General features: G+C 65.7%; 21 protein-coding genes. 9 read left to right on the top strand and 12 right to left on the bottom strand.

The window, feature by feature from the left end; genetic code table 11:
• Positions 1-351 precede the first annotated feature (351 nt).
• The 10 genes from ACR2MZ_RS01325 to ACR2MZ_RS01280 all read right to left on the bottom strand — a co-directional run bounded on the left by ACR2MZ_RS01325 (position 352) and on the right by ACR2MZ_RS01280 (position 10112).
• Positions 352-483 (bottom strand): hypothetical protein, encoded by a 132-nt coding sequence (locus ACR2MZ_RS01325; protein ID WP_434003277.1) that lies wholly within the window; start codon positions 481-483, stop codon positions 352-354.
• An 837-nt stretch (positions 484-1320) separates the two neighbouring features.
• On the bottom strand, positions 1321-1836 hold the full coding sequence (locus ACR2MZ_RS01320; protein WP_434003276.1) for a transposase: 516 nt from the start codon (positions 1834-1836) through the stop codon (positions 1321-1323).
• Position 1837: 1 nt separating this feature from the next.
• Entirely contained in the window at positions 1838-2155 is a 318-nt protein-coding gene (locus ACR2MZ_RS01315; RefSeq protein WP_434003275.1) for a hypothetical protein, read from the bottom strand.
• Between the two features lie 169 nt (positions 2156-2324).
• Positions 2325-5396 (bottom strand): ABC transporter permease, encoded by a 3072-nt coding sequence (locus ACR2MZ_RS01310; RefSeq protein ID WP_434003274.1) that lies wholly within the window; start codon positions 5394-5396, stop codon positions 2325-2327.
• Positions 5389-6102 carry an ABC transporter ATP-binding protein gene (locus ACR2MZ_RS01305; protein WP_434003273.1) on the bottom strand — a complete coding sequence of 238 codons (714 nt, stop codon included), beginning with the start codon at positions 6100-6102 and terminating at the stop codon, positions 5389-5391. The genes ACR2MZ_RS01310 and ACR2MZ_RS01305 overlap by 8 nt, the downstream gene beginning before the upstream one ends.
• Positions 6099-6812 carry an ABC transporter ATP-binding protein gene (locus tag ACR2MZ_RS01300; RefSeq protein ID WP_434003272.1) on the bottom strand — a complete coding sequence of 238 codons (714 nt, stop codon included), beginning with the start codon at positions 6810-6812 and terminating at the stop codon, positions 6099-6101. The genes ACR2MZ_RS01305 and ACR2MZ_RS01300 overlap by 4 nt, the downstream gene beginning before the upstream one ends.
• Complete coding sequence (locus ACR2MZ_RS01295) at positions 6803-7228, bottom strand: hypothetical protein (RefSeq protein ID WP_434003271.1); 426 nt, start codon at positions 7226-7228, stop codon at positions 6803-6805. Before ACR2MZ_RS01295 ends, ACR2MZ_RS01300 begins: the two co-directional genes overlap by 10 nt.
• Positions 7229-7640: 412 nt before the next feature.
• Positions 7641-9125 (bottom strand): ATP-binding protein, encoded by a 1485-nt coding sequence (locus ACR2MZ_RS01290; RefSeq protein WP_434003270.1) that lies wholly within the window; start codon positions 9123-9125, stop codon positions 7641-7643.
• Entirely contained in the window at positions 9122-9784 is a 663-nt protein-coding gene (locus ACR2MZ_RS01285) for a response regulator transcription factor (protein WP_434003321.1), read from the bottom strand. Before ACR2MZ_RS01285 ends, ACR2MZ_RS01290 begins: the two co-directional genes overlap by 4 nt.
• Before the next feature lie 49 nt (positions 9785-9833).
• Positions 9834-10112 carry a hypothetical protein gene (locus ACR2MZ_RS01280; RefSeq protein ID WP_434003269.1) on the bottom strand — a complete coding sequence of 93 codons (279 nt, stop codon included), beginning with the start codon at positions 10110-10112 and terminating at the stop codon, positions 9834-9836.
• Between the two features lie 507 nt (positions 10113-10619).
• Between ACR2MZ_RS01280 and ACR2MZ_RS01275 the strand changes: the two genes are divergently transcribed.
• The gene (locus tag ACR2MZ_RS01275) at positions 10620-11072 is read left to right on the top strand and encodes a hypothetical protein (RefSeq protein WP_434003268.1); all 453 of its coding nucleotides are present in this window, start codon (positions 10620-10622) and stop codon (positions 11070-11072) included.
• Between the two features lie 219 nt (positions 11073-11291).
• Here the strand turns inward: ACR2MZ_RS01275 and ACR2MZ_RS01270 are convergent, their stop codons facing one another.
• On the bottom strand, positions 11292-11627 hold the full coding sequence (locus tag ACR2MZ_RS01270; protein WP_434003267.1) for an ArsR/SmtB family transcription factor: 336 nt from the start codon (positions 11625-11627) through the stop codon (positions 11292-11294).
• A 195-nt stretch (positions 11628-11822) separates the two neighbouring features.
• On the opposite strand from ACR2MZ_RS01270, the gene ACR2MZ_RS01265 reads away from it, so the two are divergent.
• The 4 genes from ACR2MZ_RS01265 (at position 11823) to ACR2MZ_RS01250 (ending at position 13887) form a co-directional block, all read left to right on the top strand.
• The gene (locus ACR2MZ_RS01265; RefSeq protein ID WP_434003266.1) at positions 11823-12206 is read left to right on the top strand and encodes a DUF7712 family protein; all 384 of its coding nucleotides are present in this window, start codon (positions 11823-11825) and stop codon (positions 12204-12206) included.
• Positions 12207-12218: 12 nt separating this feature from the next.
• The gene (locus ACR2MZ_RS01260; protein WP_434003265.1) at positions 12219-12614 is read left to right on the top strand and encodes a DUF302 domain-containing protein; all 396 of its coding nucleotides are present in this window, start codon (positions 12219-12221) and stop codon (positions 12612-12614) included.
• 264 nt (positions 12615-12878) lie between these two features.
• Positions 12879-13484 carry a phosphatase PAP2 family protein gene (locus ACR2MZ_RS01255; RefSeq protein ID WP_434003264.1) on the top strand — a complete coding sequence of 202 codons (606 nt, stop codon included), beginning with the start codon at positions 12879-12881 and terminating at the stop codon, positions 13482-13484.
• A gap of 67 nt (positions 13485-13551) precedes the next feature.
• The gene (locus ACR2MZ_RS01250) at positions 13552-13887 is read left to right on the top strand and encodes a YidH family protein (protein ID WP_434003263.1); all 336 of its coding nucleotides are present in this window, start codon (positions 13552-13554) and stop codon (positions 13885-13887) included.
• Between the two features lie 924 nt (positions 13888-14811).
• Here ACR2MZ_RS01250 and ACR2MZ_RS01245 read toward each other — a convergent pair.
• Positions 14812-15462 (bottom strand): winged helix-turn-helix transcriptional regulator, encoded by a 651-nt coding sequence (locus tag ACR2MZ_RS01245; RefSeq protein WP_434003262.1) that lies wholly within the window; start codon positions 15460-15462, stop codon positions 14812-14814.
• 122 nt (positions 15463-15584) lie between these two features.
• On the opposite strand from ACR2MZ_RS01245, the gene ACR2MZ_RS01240 reads away from it, so the two are divergent.
• The 4 genes from ACR2MZ_RS01240 to ACR2MZ_RS01225 all read left to right on the top strand — a co-directional run.
• A complete protein-coding gene (locus ACR2MZ_RS01240) occupies positions 15585-15953 on the top strand; it encodes a VOC family protein (RefSeq protein ID WP_434003261.1) in 369 nt (122 codons plus the stop codon).
• 1037 nt (positions 15954-16990) lie between these two features.
• Positions 16991-17623, top strand: coding sequence for a TetR/AcrR family transcriptional regulator (locus ACR2MZ_RS01235; RefSeq protein WP_434003260.1), 633 nt, complete (start codon positions 16991-16993; stop codon positions 17621-17623).
• Between the two features lie 302 nt (positions 17624-17925).
• Positions 17926-18141 (top strand): hypothetical protein, encoded by a 216-nt coding sequence (locus tag ACR2MZ_RS01230; protein WP_434003259.1) that lies wholly within the window; start codon positions 17926-17928, stop codon positions 18139-18141.
• A 4-nt stretch (positions 18142-18145) separates the two neighbouring features.
• Positions 18146-18542 (top strand): anthrone oxygenase family protein (locus ACR2MZ_RS01225; RefSeq protein ID WP_434003258.1); only part of this gene is annotated, 397 nt, incomplete at its 3' end.

Below are 18542 nucleotides of genomic sequence, written 5' to 3'. Positions count from 1 at the left end.
TTCGATGTGCTGAACTGCAGCAGCCGTCGCCGGACGCCGGGTCAGCGTAGCGGCCGCCGCTGCCTTCTCCGCTGAGTGCCCTGATTCGCGAGCAAATCGTCCAACGAGTTGGATAACGGGAAGGACTCGCACGGACAGACGGAGCCCTATCGGGGCGAAACTGGGCAGCATGCCGGCTCAGGGAGATGTGAACGTGTTGCGTCCCTGTCACCTACTTCCCAGGGCGCTGACCCCCACACTCGTGCCAGCGGGCCACGGTCTACAAACGCGTCAACCCATTATCCGGTGACAACAAGTCGCCGACCTCGCCGTGGCTCTAGCAGCCAGTCCGGGAAGATCCTCGTATAGATGTCAAGCAGCCGTGTCGGCGCGCCTGAACGGAGCAGCTTCTGTCTGGTTCCCGGTTGGCGGCATCGTCTTGAGTAGGCGGTAGACCTCCCGCGCCACGTAGCGCTTCACCGCCCGCCAGGCGGCGTCGTCCATCGCCAATAGGGCTCCGCCGACCGCCTCCAGCTCAGTTACCCGATCGCATAGTCGTCGGCGTCCTGGGCGGCCGGGTGCCGGCTTCAGCGCGGCGCCGCCTGATCATGGCGACTGCGCAGGGGTGGCCAGCCCACGAACTTGTTTGTCGTCCGCGTTCGCGGCCGGGGAGTCGACGGGCGTCTGGGGGGTTGAGGGCGAGCAGGGCCCAGCAGTAAGAGAGGGCCGTCCCGCCAGTCATGAACGGACCCGGAAAAGCGCCATAGGCGAGCCATGACAGCCGCGTTGACAGCCAAGCCCGGGGACGCGCGCGGACAACGGCGGACTGAAACGGAGCTGGAGCGGGCGCTCTAGAGATCAGTTGGACTGTGGTGGACGTCAGGGTACGCTGCATCAGCGAACTTCAAAACCGTTTGTGGGGCGATGCGAGCCGTCCCAGGTTGGTTCGATTTCCATCCATCCCCGCCACATATTGTGTGTCTGTGATAGCCCATATACACGATGGAGTACCCGTGGTGAACGGTGCCCCGGAGCCCATGCGTCGTCCACGTGACGCTGACAGCCAGAATGACAGCCAAGCCCGTGGACAGTCAGGGACGGCCACGGACCATGTGCGGCACTGCTGCGGCGACAAACGGCTGTAGGGCGGCAAAACTCCGTCCAATCAAGCCGCCCGCTCATAGACGTGGTGGAGTCCGCCAAGGACAGGAAGGACAGGCCGTGCTGACTCTGGGGCCGTGAAGCCGGCGGCTGGAGTCCGAGGGTGCGATGAGGGCGATCGTAGTTGTAGTAGCGGACGAACTTGGTCAGGATCGCGCAGGTGGCGTTCGTTAAGGGGAATCAGTTGGTCGAGGCACTCGCGGCGGATGGTCCAACCCAGCGCTCCCCGATCGCGTTGGCGCGAGGCGCCCGAATCGGCGTCCGCAGACTCTTGATGCCGAGCCCTAAGGTGCGCCCGCCGAAGTTGGCACCCCAGACGCGGTCGCGGTCGTGGATGAGGTAGTCCGGTTCGCCGTTCCAGGGCGTGGCTTCGATCAGCTGCCGCCAGACCCAGGCCGCGGTGGTGTGGGCGGTCAGCTCAAAGTGGACCAGCTGGCGACGGCCATGGCGAATGAAGAAGAGGACGTAGAGGTTCTGGAAGGTCAGGGTCTGGACGACAAAGAGGTCGGCCGCCCAGATCGTCAGAGCATGGTTGGCTTGGAAGGTCCGCCAGCTCTGGCTGGGTGGTCGGGAGTGACGGTGTCGACGATAGCGGCGGATCGAGCGGGAGCTGACGAGGATGCCGAGCTTGAGGAGCTGGCTCCGGATGCGCTCGGTGCCCCAGAGCGGGTTCTCGCTGGCCATCGTGGCGATCAACTCATGGATCTCGGGACTCAACCGAGGCCGGCCCAGGTGAGGGCCTGAGCGCCAGCGCCAGTAGAGGCGCCAGCCCCGGCGGTGCCAGCGGAGTACGGTCTCCGGTCGGACGAGGACAAGGTGCTGCTTCCAGGCCGGGACGAGCCAGCGAACGAACGGCCAGAAGAATCGATCGCTGGTCTTGAAGTGCGGCCGCGGGCGAGAGCGGAGCGCCGACTTGGAGCTGGTGGCGCAGCAGCAGGTTCTCGACTAGGAGGTCGTGGCGCTCATGGAGCAGGGCGGTCAGGGTGGGGAGCAGGATGCGGAGTGGCTCGAGCATTCCCGGAGCATCGCGGATCGTGCGGGATGGAGTTTTGCCCTCCTACAGCTGCCTCGCTTTCCTGCTGGTCGGCAAGTGCGCGCGGCGCACTGGCCGAACGGCCCATGGTCGTAGCAGAGTCGCCAGCCGCTTACAAGATTGGCGGGCATCGGTTCTCACCGAGGCTTGCTTACTCCTCCCGGAGCAGTTCGACGGGATTGAGTTGGCGCAGGTTGCGAGCCGCGACGAGAACCGACAAGCCCATGCCGCCGAGGACCAGAGTCGCCAGTACAGCGAGCTGGCCAACGGGGACAGTGAGTGACGCCGGCTGGATCGTGAAGAGAGGCGCCAAGATCTGCACGAACATCACCGCCATGGCCGTGCCTACCATCGCGCCAACGATCAGGCTCAGGACAGCGACCACGGCCGCCTCGCCGAACACGAGGCTGCGCAGCTGGCCCATTCGGATGCCCAACGCACGCATGGTCACGTACTCCTTGCGCCGCTGGAGCAAGAGGCCGAAGACAAATATCGCGATCCCGGCGGCACTCATCAGGACGGTGTAGACCGACTCCAGGCCACCTAAGCCGCGCAGGTTGAGGGCCGCTAGCGTGGATGAGTCCCGGTTGATCGCAGTGGCCGTCGTCTCGACCAGGATTGGGGTTGCCCGCCCCGGCCCCGCCTTCATAAGGTCAGCCACCCGGGCGACCCCCGCAGAGCTAGGATCGGTGGCGCGAACAAAGAACAGGCTGACTTGGGGGATCCCGGTGGCGGTTTGGTAGTAGGCGAGGTTGGAGACCAGGTCGATTCCCTGAGGGAAGCCGGGGAAGTTCTGAAAGAGACCGGCCGCGTGGAAGGTGACCGGAACCTGCTTTCCCGAAGCGTCGGTGAGCTGGATCTTGACCTGGTCCCCCGGCTGGACATTGAAGGTCCGTGCCATCTCGGTTGACAACAGGACCGCCGCCGGGTCCTTTTGCAGGGCCGCCATGGCGGCGGCGGAACCCAGATTGGGGAAGAAGGAGTTGGGTAGAGAGGCGACTTGGGGGAATGTGGTCGCATCAATTGCGACCATTGCCCTCTTGTCGGTACCGACCAGTGCATTGGCTGTCAGCGCGACCGGGGTCGTGCCGCTGACCCCGGCGACTCGGAGCTGCGCGCCGAAGGCAGGCGTCTGGGGGGTGAGGGCGCTGGGAGTCACGCGCAGGTCGGACCCGGTGGCATATCGAGCATCGGCCTGTTTTTCCGTGTTGTAGGTTGCGACGAAGAGCGCGACGCTGGAACCGAAGGCCACAGCGAGCGACACGGCGATGACTCCCGATGCGAGCGCGGGGGCTCGGCGCTGCATGCTCCTGCCCAATGTTCCCACGGTGAGGCCTCCAAAGGTGCCGCGCCGACGCCGGCCCAACCGGGCGCCGGCCAGCAGCATCAGCCGGACCGCGAGGAGCGTGGCACCGATCCAGCCCAGAAGCGGCGAGAGCAGAGTGTAGAAGGAAAGCGAGACTGACTGTCCCTCCGCTGGTGTCGGCTTGAAACCACCCGAGACCTGGGTGATGATCCAGACAACTGCCGCCGCCGCCAGGAAGATGAGGTCGAGACGCAGGCGAAGCCAGGCCGGTGGACTACTGATGCTGAGCTCTCGCCGCTCCTCGCCCGTTTCGCTCGACAAAGCACGCCGCCCGGGTAGGTACAGCGCCAGTGCGGTGGTGACGAGGCCGGCCAGGAGCGAGAGGCCAACGGATAACGTGAGGCTCTGGGTAGACGCCGTAGCCAGCGCCGATCTTCCCAGAACTACTTCAACGGTCACCAGGCCGAGCCCAAGGCCGAGCGCAGATCCGAGGATGGCGACGCTCGCGGTCGTGTACGCAAGCCCCCTGAGAAGGTGACTGGGCTGGGCTCCCCGAGCTCTCAGCGTGGCCTGCTCCCGACGCTGGGCCTGGGCGAGGAGCCCGCCCGAATAGCGCGAGAGGTAGGCAGCCAGCAGCACGCCCGGCAGGCCCAGGAAGAGAAACAGGATCTTGGCCAGGATCGTATCGCCTTTGGCGGCATTGAGTGCGTCCGACAGATTGTCTATGACGGAGACCCGGCCCGGCGCCAGGCGCTCGATCGAGCGCTTCAGGCCCTGAGTGTTGATGGCTGCGACGCTGGGATCGGTCGCCAGGCGGACACGATCGATGTGGAGGTCGAGCTCAAGGGCCGGCGGGGCCTTCAACAGTGGGCTGGTCGAGGCAGCGTCCACCCGCAGGGCGGGCAGGATCTCGTTGTTCAGAACAGCCATCGGCACCACGAGCACGTTTGGCACCTGGACGAACTCCCCCTGGTTGTCTGCCGAGCGGCTGGCGAAGAGCGGATCGGCCTTCGAGAAGTCGGCGGTGCCGCCCACTTTGAAGCTCAACGATTGGGCGCGGCCGGGGACCGTCAGTGCAATGCTGCTGCCCGGGCCAGCCCCAAGAGCACGGGCGGCTTCGGGACTGATGAGCACCGTACCTGCGCCATAATCCCCGCTCGTCAACCGCACCATCGGGTAGTGCTGGAGGTAGGCGGGATCGAATGCGAAGACGCGCAAGCTCTGAGCGACCGTGGCTGGTCCCGAGCGCAGGCTACCCGCCGGCAGATCCAAGGAGCCAAGCTGGTCCGCGGTTGTCACGCCAGGCACTCTCGCAACCAGATTCCCGAGTTGGCCCAGACTCAGCGGCTGCGGTGAGTTGGCAGCGGCAGGCGCGGGCTCTTCGTTGCTCGCGACGGTGCCATGCAGGCCCAGTGCCTGCGTCGAAGCGACGGGCTGGACGGCCCGCGCCTGGTAAGCGATGCTGACCTTTCCTCCCGCTCCCAGATCCGCGACTCGGAGGCCTGTCGTGAGCGGGCTTTCACCACCTACATCGGGGATCGGACGGCCATCGACGGTGGCCGACCCGGGCACATAGGTCAGGTGCTGCGGTACTTCATCGCGGAACACGACACCGGTCATCGGGCGCGTCGAGCCGTTGACGGCGGTGAGGGTCACCGTTGTCGTCTGTCCGGTTGCCAGGGAGGCGCCCCCATCAAGCCTCTCGGTGAGGCCAAGGGGCGATGCCAGGGGAGCCGTGAGGCCGGCCTGCATGTCGATGGCCACGGGCGCGATCGCCCGCTCCGTCATGCGCGCCGCCGAACTGTCGACGAAAAAGGTGATCGAGGAGAATAGGGCCACGGCCAGGGCGACGCCGGTAAGTGAAGCCAGCGTTCGGCGCGGGTTGCGGACCAGGTCTCGCAGCGCGTAGCTAAGCACCGACACGGCTCCCGGCGAGTTCTCCGCTGCGGTCTCCGACCACTCGCCCGTCACGCAGGCTGACGATCCTTTCGAGACGGGTGGCAATGTCGAGGTCGTGCGTGACCACGACTAGCGTCGCGCCGATCGCGCTCTGTGCCTCCAGGAGCAGGTCCATGGCGGCCGCCGAGGATTCAGAGTCCAGCTCTCCGGTCGGCTCGTCACCGAGGATCAGGGCCGGCTGATGGACGAGGGCGCGGGCGATTCCGACTCGCTGCCGCTGGCCGCCTGAGAGCTGGTCGGGCAGCTTTTGGGCATGCTCCGTCAGGCCAAGCCGTTCGATCAGTTCACGTGAGCGACCGTCGCCATTGGCCTGGCCCGCCAGGGCCAGCTGGAAGTCAATGTTCTCGCTCGCCGTCAGAAAGGGGAGCAGATCGTAGGACTGGAAGACGAAGCCGATCGAGCCCCGCCGGAGCGCGGCTCGCTTGGCCTCGCGGAGCGCTGAGAGCTCTATTTCACCAAGCCAGACCTGCCCCTGAGTCGGCAGCTCCAGGCCACCCAGCAAGCCGAGCAAGGTCGACTTGCCACAGCCGCTCGGACCGACAATAGCGACGCTGCTACCGGCGGCGATCTCCAGGTCGATGCCATCGACGGCGTGCACGGGAGTGCCGGAGACTCGGAATTCTTTGTGCAGGGTCTCCAGGCGCAGGGTGATTCCTGCGCTCATGCCCTCTGCACCAAGCCGTCTATGAGCCGCAGCTGGTGGTCGGCGCGCGCGGCCAGCTCGACGTTGTGCGTCACGAGGAGGATGGTCAGATGGCGTTGTTGCCAGACCTCGGATAGGACGCCCATCACCATGTCAGCGGTGGCCGAGTCCAGCTCCCCGGTCAGCTCATCAGCGAGCAACAGGTCCGGCTCGCTGGCAAGTGCCACCGCGACGGCAACCCGCTGCACCTCGCCGCCGGAGAGTTGGGGCGGGCGATGGTGCAGCCGCTTCCCGAGCCCGACCTCAACTAGAAGATCACGCGCCAGCTTCTGATTCCGACGCAGCTTTCCGGACAGCGTTTGCGCCAGCTGGACGTTCTCCAGGGCCGAGAGGAACGGGATTAGGTTGCCGCTCTGAAAGATGACCGCGATCCGCTCCCCCCGGATCCGGGCGCGGGCGGCTTCGTCGAGCCGGCTCAGGTCCTGCCCGTCGAGGATCACCTGGCCAGCGCTTGGGAGCGCCAGCCCGGCCATGATCAAGAGCAGGGTTGACTTGCCGCTCCCGGAGGGACCGACCATGCTGGTGAGCATTCCGCGGGGCAGCTCCAGGCTCGCCCCGCGCAGCGCCACAGTTTCGATGCTGCCCTCGCGATAGATCTTGAAGACGTCCTGCAGTCGCGCCAGCGGTTCGGCCACCGGCACCGCCGGGCTGGACCGCTCTTCTACTGCCATTGGAAAGTGCTGGCGAGGTCATCGGCGCCCTGCGGATCGTACTGGTTGGACACGATGCCGTAGGTGATCACAGCGACCGTCTGCGAATCCTTCGGTACGTAGTAGCGGACCGCGACCAGCGTTACTGGCTTGCCGGTGACCGGGCTCGTGCCCGGGGTCCAGTTATAGATGAACTTCTCCATCTTGCGGCCGTTGACGTTGGTCGACGCGGGCCCGGAAATAAGACGGAAACCGGCGATGCTGGAGGAAAGGGTGGCAACATCGTCGCGCCCGAGCGCGGAGACATCCGCAGCCTTTACGCCCTGGACCACGGCCACCTGAAGCCGCTCGGAAGGACCAACGTAGGTCGCCGTTCCGTCCGCGTTGGCGGTCATCTGGCCAGGCGCGTCGATGCGGTAGCGGTATCGCGAATCCACGTAGGCGACGACCGGTGCCTCGCCGTTGTTAGCCTCGCCTCCTGCGGTGGCGCCACCTGCTTCCGGGCCCCGCTGCGCCGCGGTTCCACCGGAGGCGCCACCTGCTTCCGGGCTCCGCTGCGCTGCGGTTCCACCGGAAGTACCGCAGGCCACTAACCCGAAGGTGAGAGCAAGACCAGCCAGAACACCCGTCAGCGCTTTGGTATTGACCACGAATACTAACTCTGGCCCGGCTTACTAACAGGCGCCTAAAGCCAGGGTCAGAACTTGGCCCGTTCAGTCGGGTGGCGCCTGGCGCCCCGGACGGGCCGGTCCGCTGAGCGTCGCTTGCCGTCCGCGACCCCACATGCGCCCCAGAGTTGCTGCGACGCCGACCCGATCGGCCGATTTTTTGAGCCTATGCCGAGCGCCGTCAGAGGAAAGCTCGCGGGGGCAACCAGCTCAAGCTGTTCGCTGTCCCGGAGCGACTCTGACCCTTTCGCGTCAGCAAGCGTCCAGCGCCCGATTCCACGGGCAGGTGGAGGCGAAAGATCGCGCCCGGACCGTCCGACACATAGTCAAGCTCACCGCCGTGAGCGCGAGCGATTGCCGCGCACAGCGCGAGCCCGAGCCCGGCGCCAGCGCCATCTGGTGTACGTGCAGTGTCGAACTTCCCAAACCGCGAGAAGAGCTCGCCCCGGCGTTCCGCCGGGACACCGGGACCCTGGTCAGCCACCTCCATGTTCCATCCACTCTCGACCGGGTAGCCGCGCAGAACGACGGCCGTTCCCCCCGGAGCGTGCTTTATCGCATTGTCCAGCAGGTTGTCTAGAATCCTCCGGATCAATCGAGGATCGGCGCTCACCTGACCTGAGGCTGGCGGGGACACGTGGATGTGCGCCCCACGTTCTTCGGCAACCGTCTCCCAGCGGGCCGCAGACTCGTGAAGGAAATCGGCAACGTCGATCGCTTCCCGTTGAGGCACCAGTGCCCCCGCGTCTGCGCGAGCAAGCATGAGCAGGTGGTCGGCGAGCCGGCTCAGGTGATCCACCTCAGCGTGGAGGGCAGTGAGCACCCTCTTGTACTCTTCCCGGCTCCGATTTCTGTTCAGGGCTCCTTCCAGCTCGCTGCGCATTAGCGTGAGCGGCGCTCGGAGCTCATGGGAAGCGTCGGCAGTGAACCTGCTCAGGCTGTCGAAAGATGACTCAAGACGGCCGAGCATGGAGTTGAAGGTGGCCACCAGCTCGCCGAGCTCGTCCTCCGGCACCTTGACGTCGACCCGGCGGTGGAGGTCATGTTCGCTGATGGACCTGGCCAAGCCGGCGATCGTCCGGACCGGGCGGAGGGCGCGTCCGGCGAGCCAGTGAGCCAGAGTTCCACCGACCAGTAACAGGATTACGGAGCCGATCAGCAAGAAGAGGACGGTCCGGCGCTGCCTACTCTGCATCTCACCAACAGACCGGCTCACCACGAGAACGTCCGTCTGCCCGGAACCCCCGCTCAGAGGCATGGCGTACGCTCGCCGGGGGACGCCTCGGATGTCGACAAGATCCGCCCAGACGGGAGCTCGGGTCGTGCTCGCATGCTGGAGGAGGGTGTCGAGGGAGGCTCTGGACAGCGGCTGCGTGGCTGTCTGAGCCAGCACACCCGTCGGCGATATCACGGTTGCGTCGACAGCGACGCCCGACTGGGTCTCGCCGGGTATATCGGGTGCATTCAGGCTCACATGCCCGTTGGCGTCCTCGAGCGTCGCTGAGATCAAGCGGGCCTGGGAGACCAGAACCGCATCTGACTCGCTGCCCTCGGCCAGTGACAGGGAAGCGAGAACCGTCCCATCGGCTATCAGGAGCGCCAGTGCCAGGATGCCGACCGAGAAGGCCACCAGGCGCCCTCGGGTCGTGGCCAGGAAGCGGGTCATCCGCGTTCGGCGCTGTATCGGTAGCCGGATCCTCTGACTGTCGCAAACGGATCCCCTGCTCCTGCCTGGATGAGCTTGCTGCGTAGACGCCCAACGTAGACCTCGATCAGATTGCGGCCACCGTTAAAGTCGTAGTCCCAGACGTGGTCCAGGATCTGTCCCCGGGTCAGCAGCCGGCCCTGGTTGAGCAGGAAATACTCAAGGATGGCGAACTCCTTGTTGGTCAGCTCCACGTACTCACCGTCGACCCTCATGGTGTGGGCGGCGGTGTCCAGGACCACCTTTCCCGCCCGCAGTTCCGACTTGCGATTGGGGACGTGGCGCCGGGTGAGCGCCCGAAGCCGGGCCACCACTTCTCGCAGGGCGAAGGGCTTGACCAAGTAATCGTCAGCGCCAGCCTCGAGGCCCGCCACTCGATCGTCAACTGAGTCCCGCGCCGTCAGCATGAGGATTGGGCTTTCCACCCTGTGATCACGCAGGCGCCGGGTCACTTGGAAGCCGTCCAGCACCGGCAGCATGATGTCGAGCACGATGGCGTCATAGCTGGTCACAAGGCCGGCGGCTACCGCCTCCTCGCCGTCATGGACGACATCCACGGCCATCCGCGCCTCCATCAGCGACCTCCGCAAGCTGGCCGCGAGCCGATGATCATCCTCCACTATCAGGATTCGCACAACCAGCAGGATGTGCCTTCTGTCTAAAGGATGTCTAAAGCGGTTCGGTGTTCCATTTTAGAAAGGTTTCAGGTTTGGGGGCGAACCTGAGAGAAGTTCCCAGATCGTACAGCTTAAGATTGGAGGTACAGACGTTGAAGAGAGCAAGATGGCGACGCTGGCTGCTTGTGCTGGCTCTTCCAGCCGCCTTGGCGATCGCCGGCGTATCAGTGGCGGCCAGCGCCGCCAGCGCACCGGCGACGCCGACAACGAACCAAGCACAAGCCACAGATGTCCCGGAGGCGGCAGATACCCCTGATACGACCGCTGCCACGGGGACAACGACGGCTGCCGAAACCAGCGCAGCTGGCGAAACCACCAACCCAAATGAACCGGCCGGTAGTGCCGAGGTGGGTCACCAAGACGTCGGCGCTCAGACCGACCACCAGGTCGGCGGCCAAGAGTAGACCATTCTCCCTTTGACCCCGGGGCGGTGCTGCGTCCCGGGGTCCCCTGCTCCATGTTGTCGGTTCGTGATCGGCTGGGCTTTAGCCACTCTTGAGTTTGGCCGTCCACGATCCCTAGCATGTTCGCAGGCCGCTGGATCCGGCTACTAGCGTTGGCGGTAGGCCTCCTGTCAGTGCTGGCGGCTGACGGCCGAGCGATCGGCGGTCCCTCGTCCTCTGGCTCAGATGCGAGCGGCCAGGTTTCGGCGGCTTCACCGCTTCCCGGGATCGGCACGACAACTGAAAGTTGCCGTGCCTCGAGCGCAGGGTCCACACCGACGACCTTGGGTCGCTGCGCTCGCTGGGCCAAGTCCGGGCCGATAAATGTCGTCATCTTGAGCAATGGCGCGGAGACGCCCTTTCAGGACGCGGTGACGGAGACCTCGCCGAGGTGGAAGCCCGCCCTCGGAGGTTGGCTGGTCGCGCGAGTACCAACCCGGGGTTGCGGCGCCAATTGGCAAGGCAGCGAGCAGCAGATCGAACTCCGTATCAATGCCGTCACGCGCCGTCACTTCAAGTTTATCCCGCCCGGCTGCCACTGGAAGGGCCAGTGGCTCACACTGGGAGAGGCACACACCGATGTCTATGACGTCGGGCGCTGCGGTGGTGACCGCATGACCGATCTCGATGCGGCTCGAGACGCGCTCCTGACGAGCTTGGTCGCCGGTGCCGTGGTGAGCCACTTCGAATACCGACGTTGGAGTGCCCCAGGCTCGGCCTTTCCCGACGGATGTGGAGGGCAGACGACGAGCGACGGCCGGGTGGCGTACGTCTGGCTTCAAGGTTGAGGACGAGCGGTCTCCCATTAACTCTGGCGTCGCTATTGGTGACAGTCGCTGCCGCAGGTGAGTTCGAGACGGGCGCCAGCTGGCTTTGGTGCGGCGAGCGCGACTCTTTGACTCGGGCCTCTAGAAACACACTTCACGTCCGCCAGTTTCGCGCTGACTCAAGTCCACGAGCGGGCTGCGGGTTTCCTCCGCGTGGCCAGCTTGGGGCCGAGCTGAAGCTCAGCTACCAGCGAGGGCTGACGCACGGGTTCGCACCCCTCTGCAAATGAGTGCGCAGATCTCCGCCAAGGTCGCGTCGTCCACGCGATAGAAAACCGACGTGCCTCGGCGCCGGCGGGCGATCAGACCAGCTGCGGCCAACCGAGTCAGGTGCTGGGAGGCGTTCTCGCGGCTAATGTCGGTTCGAACCGCGATCTCCCCGACAGCGAGCTCGCCTCTGTCGTGCAAGACGTTGAGGAGGCGCAAGCGGCTTGGATCACCCAGCAGTGCGAACCGTCTCGCCGCCTCCTCCAGCAGCAATTCAGGGACCATGCCGGCGAATGCATCCGGGCTCACTGTATATATGCTAAAGTAATTATGTGCTTATTGAAGTGCTGCCGCTCGGACTCAGCTCCTGAGTGGGACTGTCAGATGCTCCAGGTGGCGAGGCCATTGACTGGCAGGGCGGCTGCCAGCGAGCGCTGCCAGCGAGCGGCTTGATCGCGCGCGCCACACTCACTTTCACAGACAAGCACACGGGAGGAACGCTAGTTGAGCCAAGACGAGACCCAGATCTGGGATCTGTGGATTCCAGACACGGCTTCACAGGGCATCTCATTCGCCCGGGGCCGGATGAATGCCGCTTCAGTCGTCTGGGTCCATGCCGCGCCATCCATGTTGCGGGTTGAGGTTTCCGCAAAGGACGGACGCCGCGTCGGCTTTGGCGACCAGCTGCCTCGAACCGAGGACACACCGATGACGCGGTTGCGATTGGACGACGGCAAGGTGACGCGCCAAGACGAGTGGCCGAGCCAACGGGATGTAGGCGAGCTGGTGATCCTGCCCGGCGGGGAGGTAGGGACCCTCAAGTCCTGGTGGTCCCCCGAGGGCCATCAGGAGTGGCGATGGACAGTGGAGTTTTATAACCACCGCTGAGGAGGCGCTTTGATGGCCGCCAGCTATGAGTTCACCGTTGAGGTGCAGGACTCGATACAAGGGACAGGTGCTCAGGTTCGGGATCTTCTGCAGGCGCAGGGATTTGGCATTTTGACCGAGATCGACGTCCAGGCGACACTGCGCGAGAAGCTGGAGCAGGAGTTCCGCCCGTACCGCATCCTGGGCGCCTGCAACCCGGCCCTTGCCCACAGGGCGCTTGCAGCCGAGCCCGGCATAGGCGTGCTCCTACCCTGCAACGTTGTGCTGGAGCACGTTACGCAAGACATCACCCGCGTTCGGTTCATGGAGCCGATCTCAGTTCTCGGCCAGACTGACAATCCAGTTCTGGATCCGATCGCGCAGGAGGCTTCCACGCGACTCCACGAAGTTGCGAAAGCGCTCGGGTAAGGCGACTTCAACAGGACAACGCCACTCTCGCCAGCACCGATGGGAACGCTTCCCGAGCTTCCGAGCTGGGGGGTCGACAGTAGCCTTATCTGGTGCCACCCGGATTCAGCATCGAACTCCCCCGGCGACAGCCAGCCAACCCTGCTGTTGCGATCCCGATGCACATGTGACTAACTTGATCCGGTTGCTCCCAATGCTCGTCGGGATGTTCAAGACCCAAAACCCAGCCGTTTCAACGGCTCGGCCGGGCACGGGCCCCGTCTGATGGATTATCAGCTCGAACAGCTGATCAACGGCCCGGCCGGACATCTGCCGCTGTTCGACACGGCGATGGTGGCCTTGGCGGCCTGGTCGGAGCCCGTTTTCATCATGGTGGTGGCGGGCTGGTTTCTGATTGGCCTGCTGAGCGGGCGACGCGCTGAACGGGACGCTGCGCTCGTCGCCCTCCTGGCGGCGGCCGTGGCGCTCATCGCCAACCAGATTCTCGGCCATGTCTGGGATCGACCAAGACCCTTCGCGGCTCACCCGGCCCAGGTCCACCTCCTGCTGCCGCACGCGGCGGACAGCTCCTTTCCGAGCGACCATGCAGCCGCCGCCTTCGCCATAGCCATGGTGCTCACGGCCGCCCACAGACGGCTCGGCGTGCTGCTCCTGCTCGTTGCGGCCCTCGTGGCCTTCGCACGTGTCTACGTCGGCGATCACTACCCGACTGATGTCCTGGTGGGCACGGCGGTCGGTGTTGCGGCTGGCATGGCTCTGCTCCGCTTCGCCTGGCCCGGCGCCGTGATGGCTAGAGTCATCGCCGCCATCTTGGTGTTGCTGAGGTTGCAGCCGCGAGCGACGGATGAACGCAGCCGGCCGTCATCATGAGCAGGCATTGACCGACGTGGCAAGTGACCGCCCGGCGGTCGGTGGCGACAGTCGTGCACGTGACCACATGGCCAATACCCGGACCCTACTCGCGTGGATCCGCACATCGGTGGCGGTGATTGGTCTGGGCTTTGTGGTCGCCCGCTTCGGCCTCTTTCTGGAGGCGGTCGACGCCCAGCGGGGGCGCGCAGTCAGCGCGCCCCGCCTGTCAGGCCCGATTGGAGTCGGCCTGGTGCTGGTCGGCGTGCTGCTGACACTGCTGAGCCTGCGTCGGTTTCGACAGATCGAGCGCTCGATCGAAGCCGGACTCTTCCACCTCAACATCTCAGTCGAGCTAATCACGGCCGGAGCGATCATCCTCACCGGGCTCGCTCTCGGCGCCTACCTGGTGTTGACCAGATAGCCTGGCTCGGGGATCGGTCGGTCGTCGCGTGCGCCCTCGTGTCGCGGATGGCCCGGGGCGGCCGCGGGCGGCTGCAGGACCACGGCCTTCCGTAGTCCAACTCAAGGCTGGGATCTCACGGTGGCGGCTGTTCCTCGCGCCATGCGCTGGCGGGCCTGGCCGGGATGCCTTTCTCAACCGAGCGCTCTAGGCATCTTGGCGGCCTTGGCATGCTCGCGGCGTGCCGCGCTGCTAAGACGCGGATGCGAATGCTGGGCCGACAATTAACTAAAACGGCTCGTGCCGACAATTTAGGTCCGCGTCAGCCAACGCCTCCAAAGTTCATGTCAACGGTTGCCGCGGTGCAGCCGACATACAAGGAGACCCGACATGCCGAATTGGAAAACCAAGCTGACGATTGTGGCGGTGCCTGCAGTGCTGGCTGTGGCCGGGACAGCAGTGATCGCGCAAGCAGCGGGACCGCCAAGCGCCACTCCGACAGCGAGTGCAGGGACGGCGACAGGAACCTCAACGGAGGCGCCGGAGACTGCCACCGAACAGGTTGAGGCGAACGAGCCCAATCTCCCCGGCGGTGGTCACACTGATTCAGTAGGTCAGGCGGATCATCAGTTTGAGGGAGTCGAATAGTCGGATCTGGATGGGTCGGGGGCAATCAGAGCCCCCGGCCCAAACACCACGTCCCTGGCGCGGTGCGGATGCCGGTGCCGCCTGGCCGCCACCGTCCCCGGCTGAAGCCCGCCTACGGCGATGCCGAGGCCGGCGACCGGCGCCGCAGCGACCACATCTGGACGCCCTTCTCGGGCAGGACCTCGGCACACAAATAGGCCTGGGCGGGCTGGTGGTGGGGCTGTACCAGCTTGTGGTCGTACGGCCCGCAGCCTGGCCCCAGTTCCGATTCCCTGGGGACGACCCTGGACCTGCTCTCTAGGCCGGTACCGCCTCCGCAGGCTCGCCGCTGATCCGGGCCAGGGCCTGCGCGCTGCCCTCGAACTCCAGCCCCCGGCTGAGTGCTTTTTTGAGAGGCAACCGGCCGCTCAGAACGCCGATCAAAAGCCGCGGCGGCCCCCCGATGATGGCGTCCGGCTTCTCGGCCCGGCCGCGCCTGGCCTCCACCTTGCCGTCGACTGTCTGCAGGACCATGGGCTCGTCGCCGGTCCTGAGCTCGATGGTTACCGCGGGCTCGTCGGGGGCCGTGTCGCGGTAATACAGCTCGAGTGGAAGCGCCATCCAGTAGCTGTGGAAGACGTCGTCGTCGCTCGCCTCGGCGAGGAAGGGCGCGCCCCAGTGCCCTAGCTCGCGCAGGACCGGCACAAGCGCCTCCCCGCGGGGCGTAAGCCGGAAGAGCGTTGTCGCGACAGGCGGTGGTGCCAGCTCGCGGGTTATGACGCCCACCTCTTCCAGGTGGCGTAGACGTGCCGCAAGCAGGTTGGTTGCGATCCCAGGCAGGCCGTGAAGCAGGTCGGTGTAGCGCGCGGGGCCCAGCAGCATCAGCTCCCGGACGATCAGGAGCGACCAGCGATCGCCGATCGCGTCCAGCGCCTTGGCCAGCGCGCAGAACTGTCCGTACGACCGCATGCCAGAAGTCTAGCCCACCCAGTACGTTTGCAAGCGGGCACTTGACTTTTTCTTCGAGTCACTTGATAATGTGCAGAAGGAGCGGCAACCGCAATCAGTGATCAGAAGGAGGAACACGACAAATGCCGAACCCAGTGACCCACTTCGAGATCGTCGGACGCGACGCAGGCGGGCTGCAGCGCTTCTACAGCGAGGCCTTCGCTTGGGAGCTTGAGGGCGCCGGCCCCAGCTACGCGATGGTGTATCCGCGGGCTGAGACCGGGATCGACGGCGGCATCGGCAGCCCTCCCGAAGGCGGAGACGCGAGCCGAGTCACCGTCTACATCGCGGTCGACGACGTGGAGGAGGCGCTGCGCAGGGTCGAGAGCCTCGGAGGCACGCGCGTCCTCGGGCCGGTCGACGTTCCGGGCGGCCCGAACATCGCCCTCTTTTCGGACCCCGAGGGACACGTGATCGGGTTGACCCGGGCGAGCTCGATCCAGGGCCGGTGACCAAGACCCGTCAGGAGGGAGGAGCCGGTTCTCGCCGGCTCCTCGGCTATCACGGGGATTAGATGATGAACAGTGCTCTTCCGCAGTGGCTTCTGGCGATCGCCGCGGCCCTACTCCTGTTGAATGCCGTCATGCACACGCGTGTATTCGCCGAGACGCGCTCCGCCGCGCTCGACTCGAACTTGGCAACCTTCTTCGGCCAATCGTTGCAGGCGCTCTGGCTCATTGACGCCATTAACCTGCTGGCGCTGGCGGTGGTGTTTGGCGTTGTAGCAGCTCGGCCTACGATGGCGTCTGGCGTTGTCGTGGCGCTCCTGGCCTTGGTGTCGGCGGGCACGGCGGGGGATGCTGTACGGCTTTATCGGCCGCAGGTTTCTGCCCGCCCACCTGTTCCTGCTTGCCGCGGCGTTGGCGTTTGTGGCTGGCCTCCTGCGCACGGTCGCCTGAGGCGGCTCGCGACGAGCTGCGGCGGGGCTGGTGCCAATCGCTGTTTTGCGCGCCTGACCCCCACTGCCTCACCGGCGCCCGCGACTCCACCGCCGGCTGCTGTTCAACGGGCTGGCGATGGTGGCGGAGTTCGAGGCTGACCTGGCCCGGATGCGGACCCGGGGGTATGAAGGTCGCCATGGCCAAGGACCGGATGGGGGCAAACAGCCCAAGCTCAGCACCAAGCAGGAAGCCCACCTCGTCGCTCTACACCAGGCGGGAGAACACACCATCGGCGAGCGGGAGGAGCCATTCTCCATTACCCGCTCGACGGTCTACAGGAAAGATCGCCCGCGACCGGGTCCGCATGGCGCCCCCCACCCTCGGTCGGGAGCAGCGATGCCAGCGTCGGCCTAGGGCGCCGGGCAGGATGCCCGTTGACAGCTTCCGGCGGTCGCTCTGTCCAAGTCTCCCCGCAACGCCTTGACCCGATGGCACCTCTGAGCTGCTCATATCGGCTGACGAGAAGGTCCCAGTCGCGACCCGCAAGGTCAGGGTACGGCTGACCGTCACCTATGCCGAGGTGATCTGGGGATGAGGTAACTTACCGGTTGTTAACCTATTTTGAAGGCGTGGCCATGCGGGCCCGCTATCGAAAAGGTGAGGGGGAGCGCCTTCGCATCGAGCTGCTCGAGGCCGCCTCCCAGCTTCTCGCCGAGGCCGGCGACCCCAGGGACGTGAGCGTTCGGGCGGTGGCGGAGGCAGTCGGGGTCACCTCTCCCTCCGTCTACCGCCACTTCCCTAGCAAGCAGGATCTGGTGCGGGAGGTGCTGGCGCTCCGCTTCGGGGAGTTCCGGGAGACGCTGGTAGCTGGGGCCCGGGGGACCAGCGACGCTGGGGAGCGGCTGCTGCGCGCGTGTCGAGCCTATGTCCGGCTCGGCCTGGCCAACCCGGGTCACTACCGGCTGCTTTTCAGCACAGCGGGGATGGGTCCCGCGGGCGCTGGGCTCGGCCAAGGCGCGCCGCACCCAGGCGCCCCCTCGCTGGCTACCCTGATCGAGCTGGTCGCCGACCGAGTGGGTGACGGCGTTCGGTCGAGCCCGCTCGCCCTGGAGCTCTGGGCGTCCCTCCACGGCATCGTCGACCTCCGGATCACCAAGCCGGAGCTGGACTGGCCCCCGGAGGACGACCTGATCCAGCTCGCCGTCCGCGCCAGCGACGAGGCGGCGACGAACCGCGCCTGAGCGGCGCAGCCAGGTAGCCGGAGAGGGGCTTGACGAGCAGCCTGCCAGCCGGTAACGTACCTTCCGATAAGTTATGGGAGGATAGCCGCCGGCCGAAATGCGTTTCCTCAATCACTTCCCGAGTGCGATCCTTCGGTCGCCACTTCACCTGGTCATGAGCCGGCGGTTCCTACTCCTCTCGTTCCAGGGCAGAAAGACCGGGCGGCGGTACCAGCTGCCGCTGGCGTATCTCCGGCGCAACGAGGAGGTGATCATGACCACCGAGAGCGGCTGGTTGGCGCAACCTGCAGGGAGGGAGGCTGGTGCAGCTTCGGCTGGCTGGTCGTACGGTGAGCGGAACCGCCTGGGCGGTGAAGGACGAGGCGGAGGTGGGAGCCGCCCTTCGGGACCTGATCGCATCGCAGTCCTCCCACGCTCGGCTAGCCGGGGTGCACAAGAACGACGACGGGTCGCTGGACTTGGACCGTGCCGCGCGCGAGCGTGTGCTGATCCGGGTCGAGCTGACGCCTGCGTCATGACCCCGTGGACGTCCTCAGCCTCTTCACGCTACTAGTCACCGGGTTCGTGTCCTGCGCGGAGTTCGGGTCCTACGCCTTCGTGCACCCCGTGATCGGGCGGTTGCCTCCGACCTACCACATCAATGTCGAGCAAGGCCTGCTACGGACCTTCGGGCGCGTCATGCCGGTGGGCATGACCCTCTGCCTAGTGCTAGCCGTGCTTCATGCATCGATCCCGGGCGGCCAGGGCGGTCCGCTACTGTGGCGGTGGCTGGCGACAGCGTCGTTCGCGGCGGCGCTCCTCTCCACGATCATCTTCAACGTCCCTATCAACCTCGCAACGGGGCGGTGGGACGCCAGCAACCCACTGGCAGACTGGAAAGCAGACTCGCAACCGTTGGGAGGTGTTCCAGGGCCTGCGG

Origin of the sequence: Candidatus Dormiibacter sp., from assembly GCF_050999135.1 — a bacterium.
GTDB classification, from domain to species: domain Bacteria; phylum Chloroflexota; class Dormibacteria; order Dormibacterales; family Dormibacteraceae; genus Dormiibacter; species Dormiibacter spiritus.
The sequence above is the reverse complement of the archived record's forward strand: the minus strand, read 5'-3'. Positions and strand labels throughout refer to the sequence as shown.

What these genes read in the sequence shown, in the direction of transcription:
- ACR2MZ_RS01325 (WP_434003277.1), bottom strand. Translation starts at nt 483, where the DNA reads ATGGACGACGCCGCCTGGCGGGCGGTGAAGCGCTACGTGGCGCGGGAG.
- ACR2MZ_RS01315 (WP_434003275.1), bottom strand. Translation starts at nt 2,155, where the DNA reads ATGCTCGAGCCACTCCGCATCCTGCTCCCCACCCTGACCGCCCTGCTC.
- ACR2MZ_RS01305 (WP_434003273.1), bottom strand. Translation starts at nt 6,102, where the DNA reads ATGAGCGCAGGAATCACCCTGCGCCTGGAGACCCTGCACAAAGAATTC.
- ACR2MZ_RS01300 (WP_434003272.1), bottom strand. Translation starts at nt 6,812, where the DNA reads ATGGCAGTAGAAGAGCGGTCCAGCCCGGCGGTGCCGGTGGCCGAACCG.
- ACR2MZ_RS01290 (WP_434003270.1), bottom strand. Translation starts at nt 9,125, where the DNA reads ATGACCCGCTTCCTGGCCACGACCCGAGGGCGCCTGGTGGCCTTCTCG.
- ACR2MZ_RS01260 (WP_434003265.1), top strand. Translation starts at nt 12,219, where the DNA reads ATGGCCGCCAGCTATGAGTTCACCGTTGAGGTGCAGGACTCGATACAA.
- ACR2MZ_RS01255 (WP_434003264.1), top strand. Translation starts at nt 12,879, where the DNA reads ATGGATTATCAGCTCGAACAGCTGATCAACGGCCCGGCCGGACATCTG.
- ACR2MZ_RS01250 (WP_434003263.1), top strand. Translation starts at nt 13,552, where the DNA reads ATGGCCAATACCCGGACCCTACTCGCGTGGATCCGCACATCGGTGGCG.
- ACR2MZ_RS01245 (WP_434003262.1), bottom strand. Translation starts at nt 15,462, where the DNA reads ATGCGGTCGTACGGACAGTTCTGCGCGCTGGCCAAGGCGCTGGACGCG.
- ACR2MZ_RS01240 (WP_434003261.1), top strand. Translation starts at nt 15,585, where the DNA reads ATGCCGAACCCAGTGACCCACTTCGAGATCGTCGGACGCGACGCAGGC.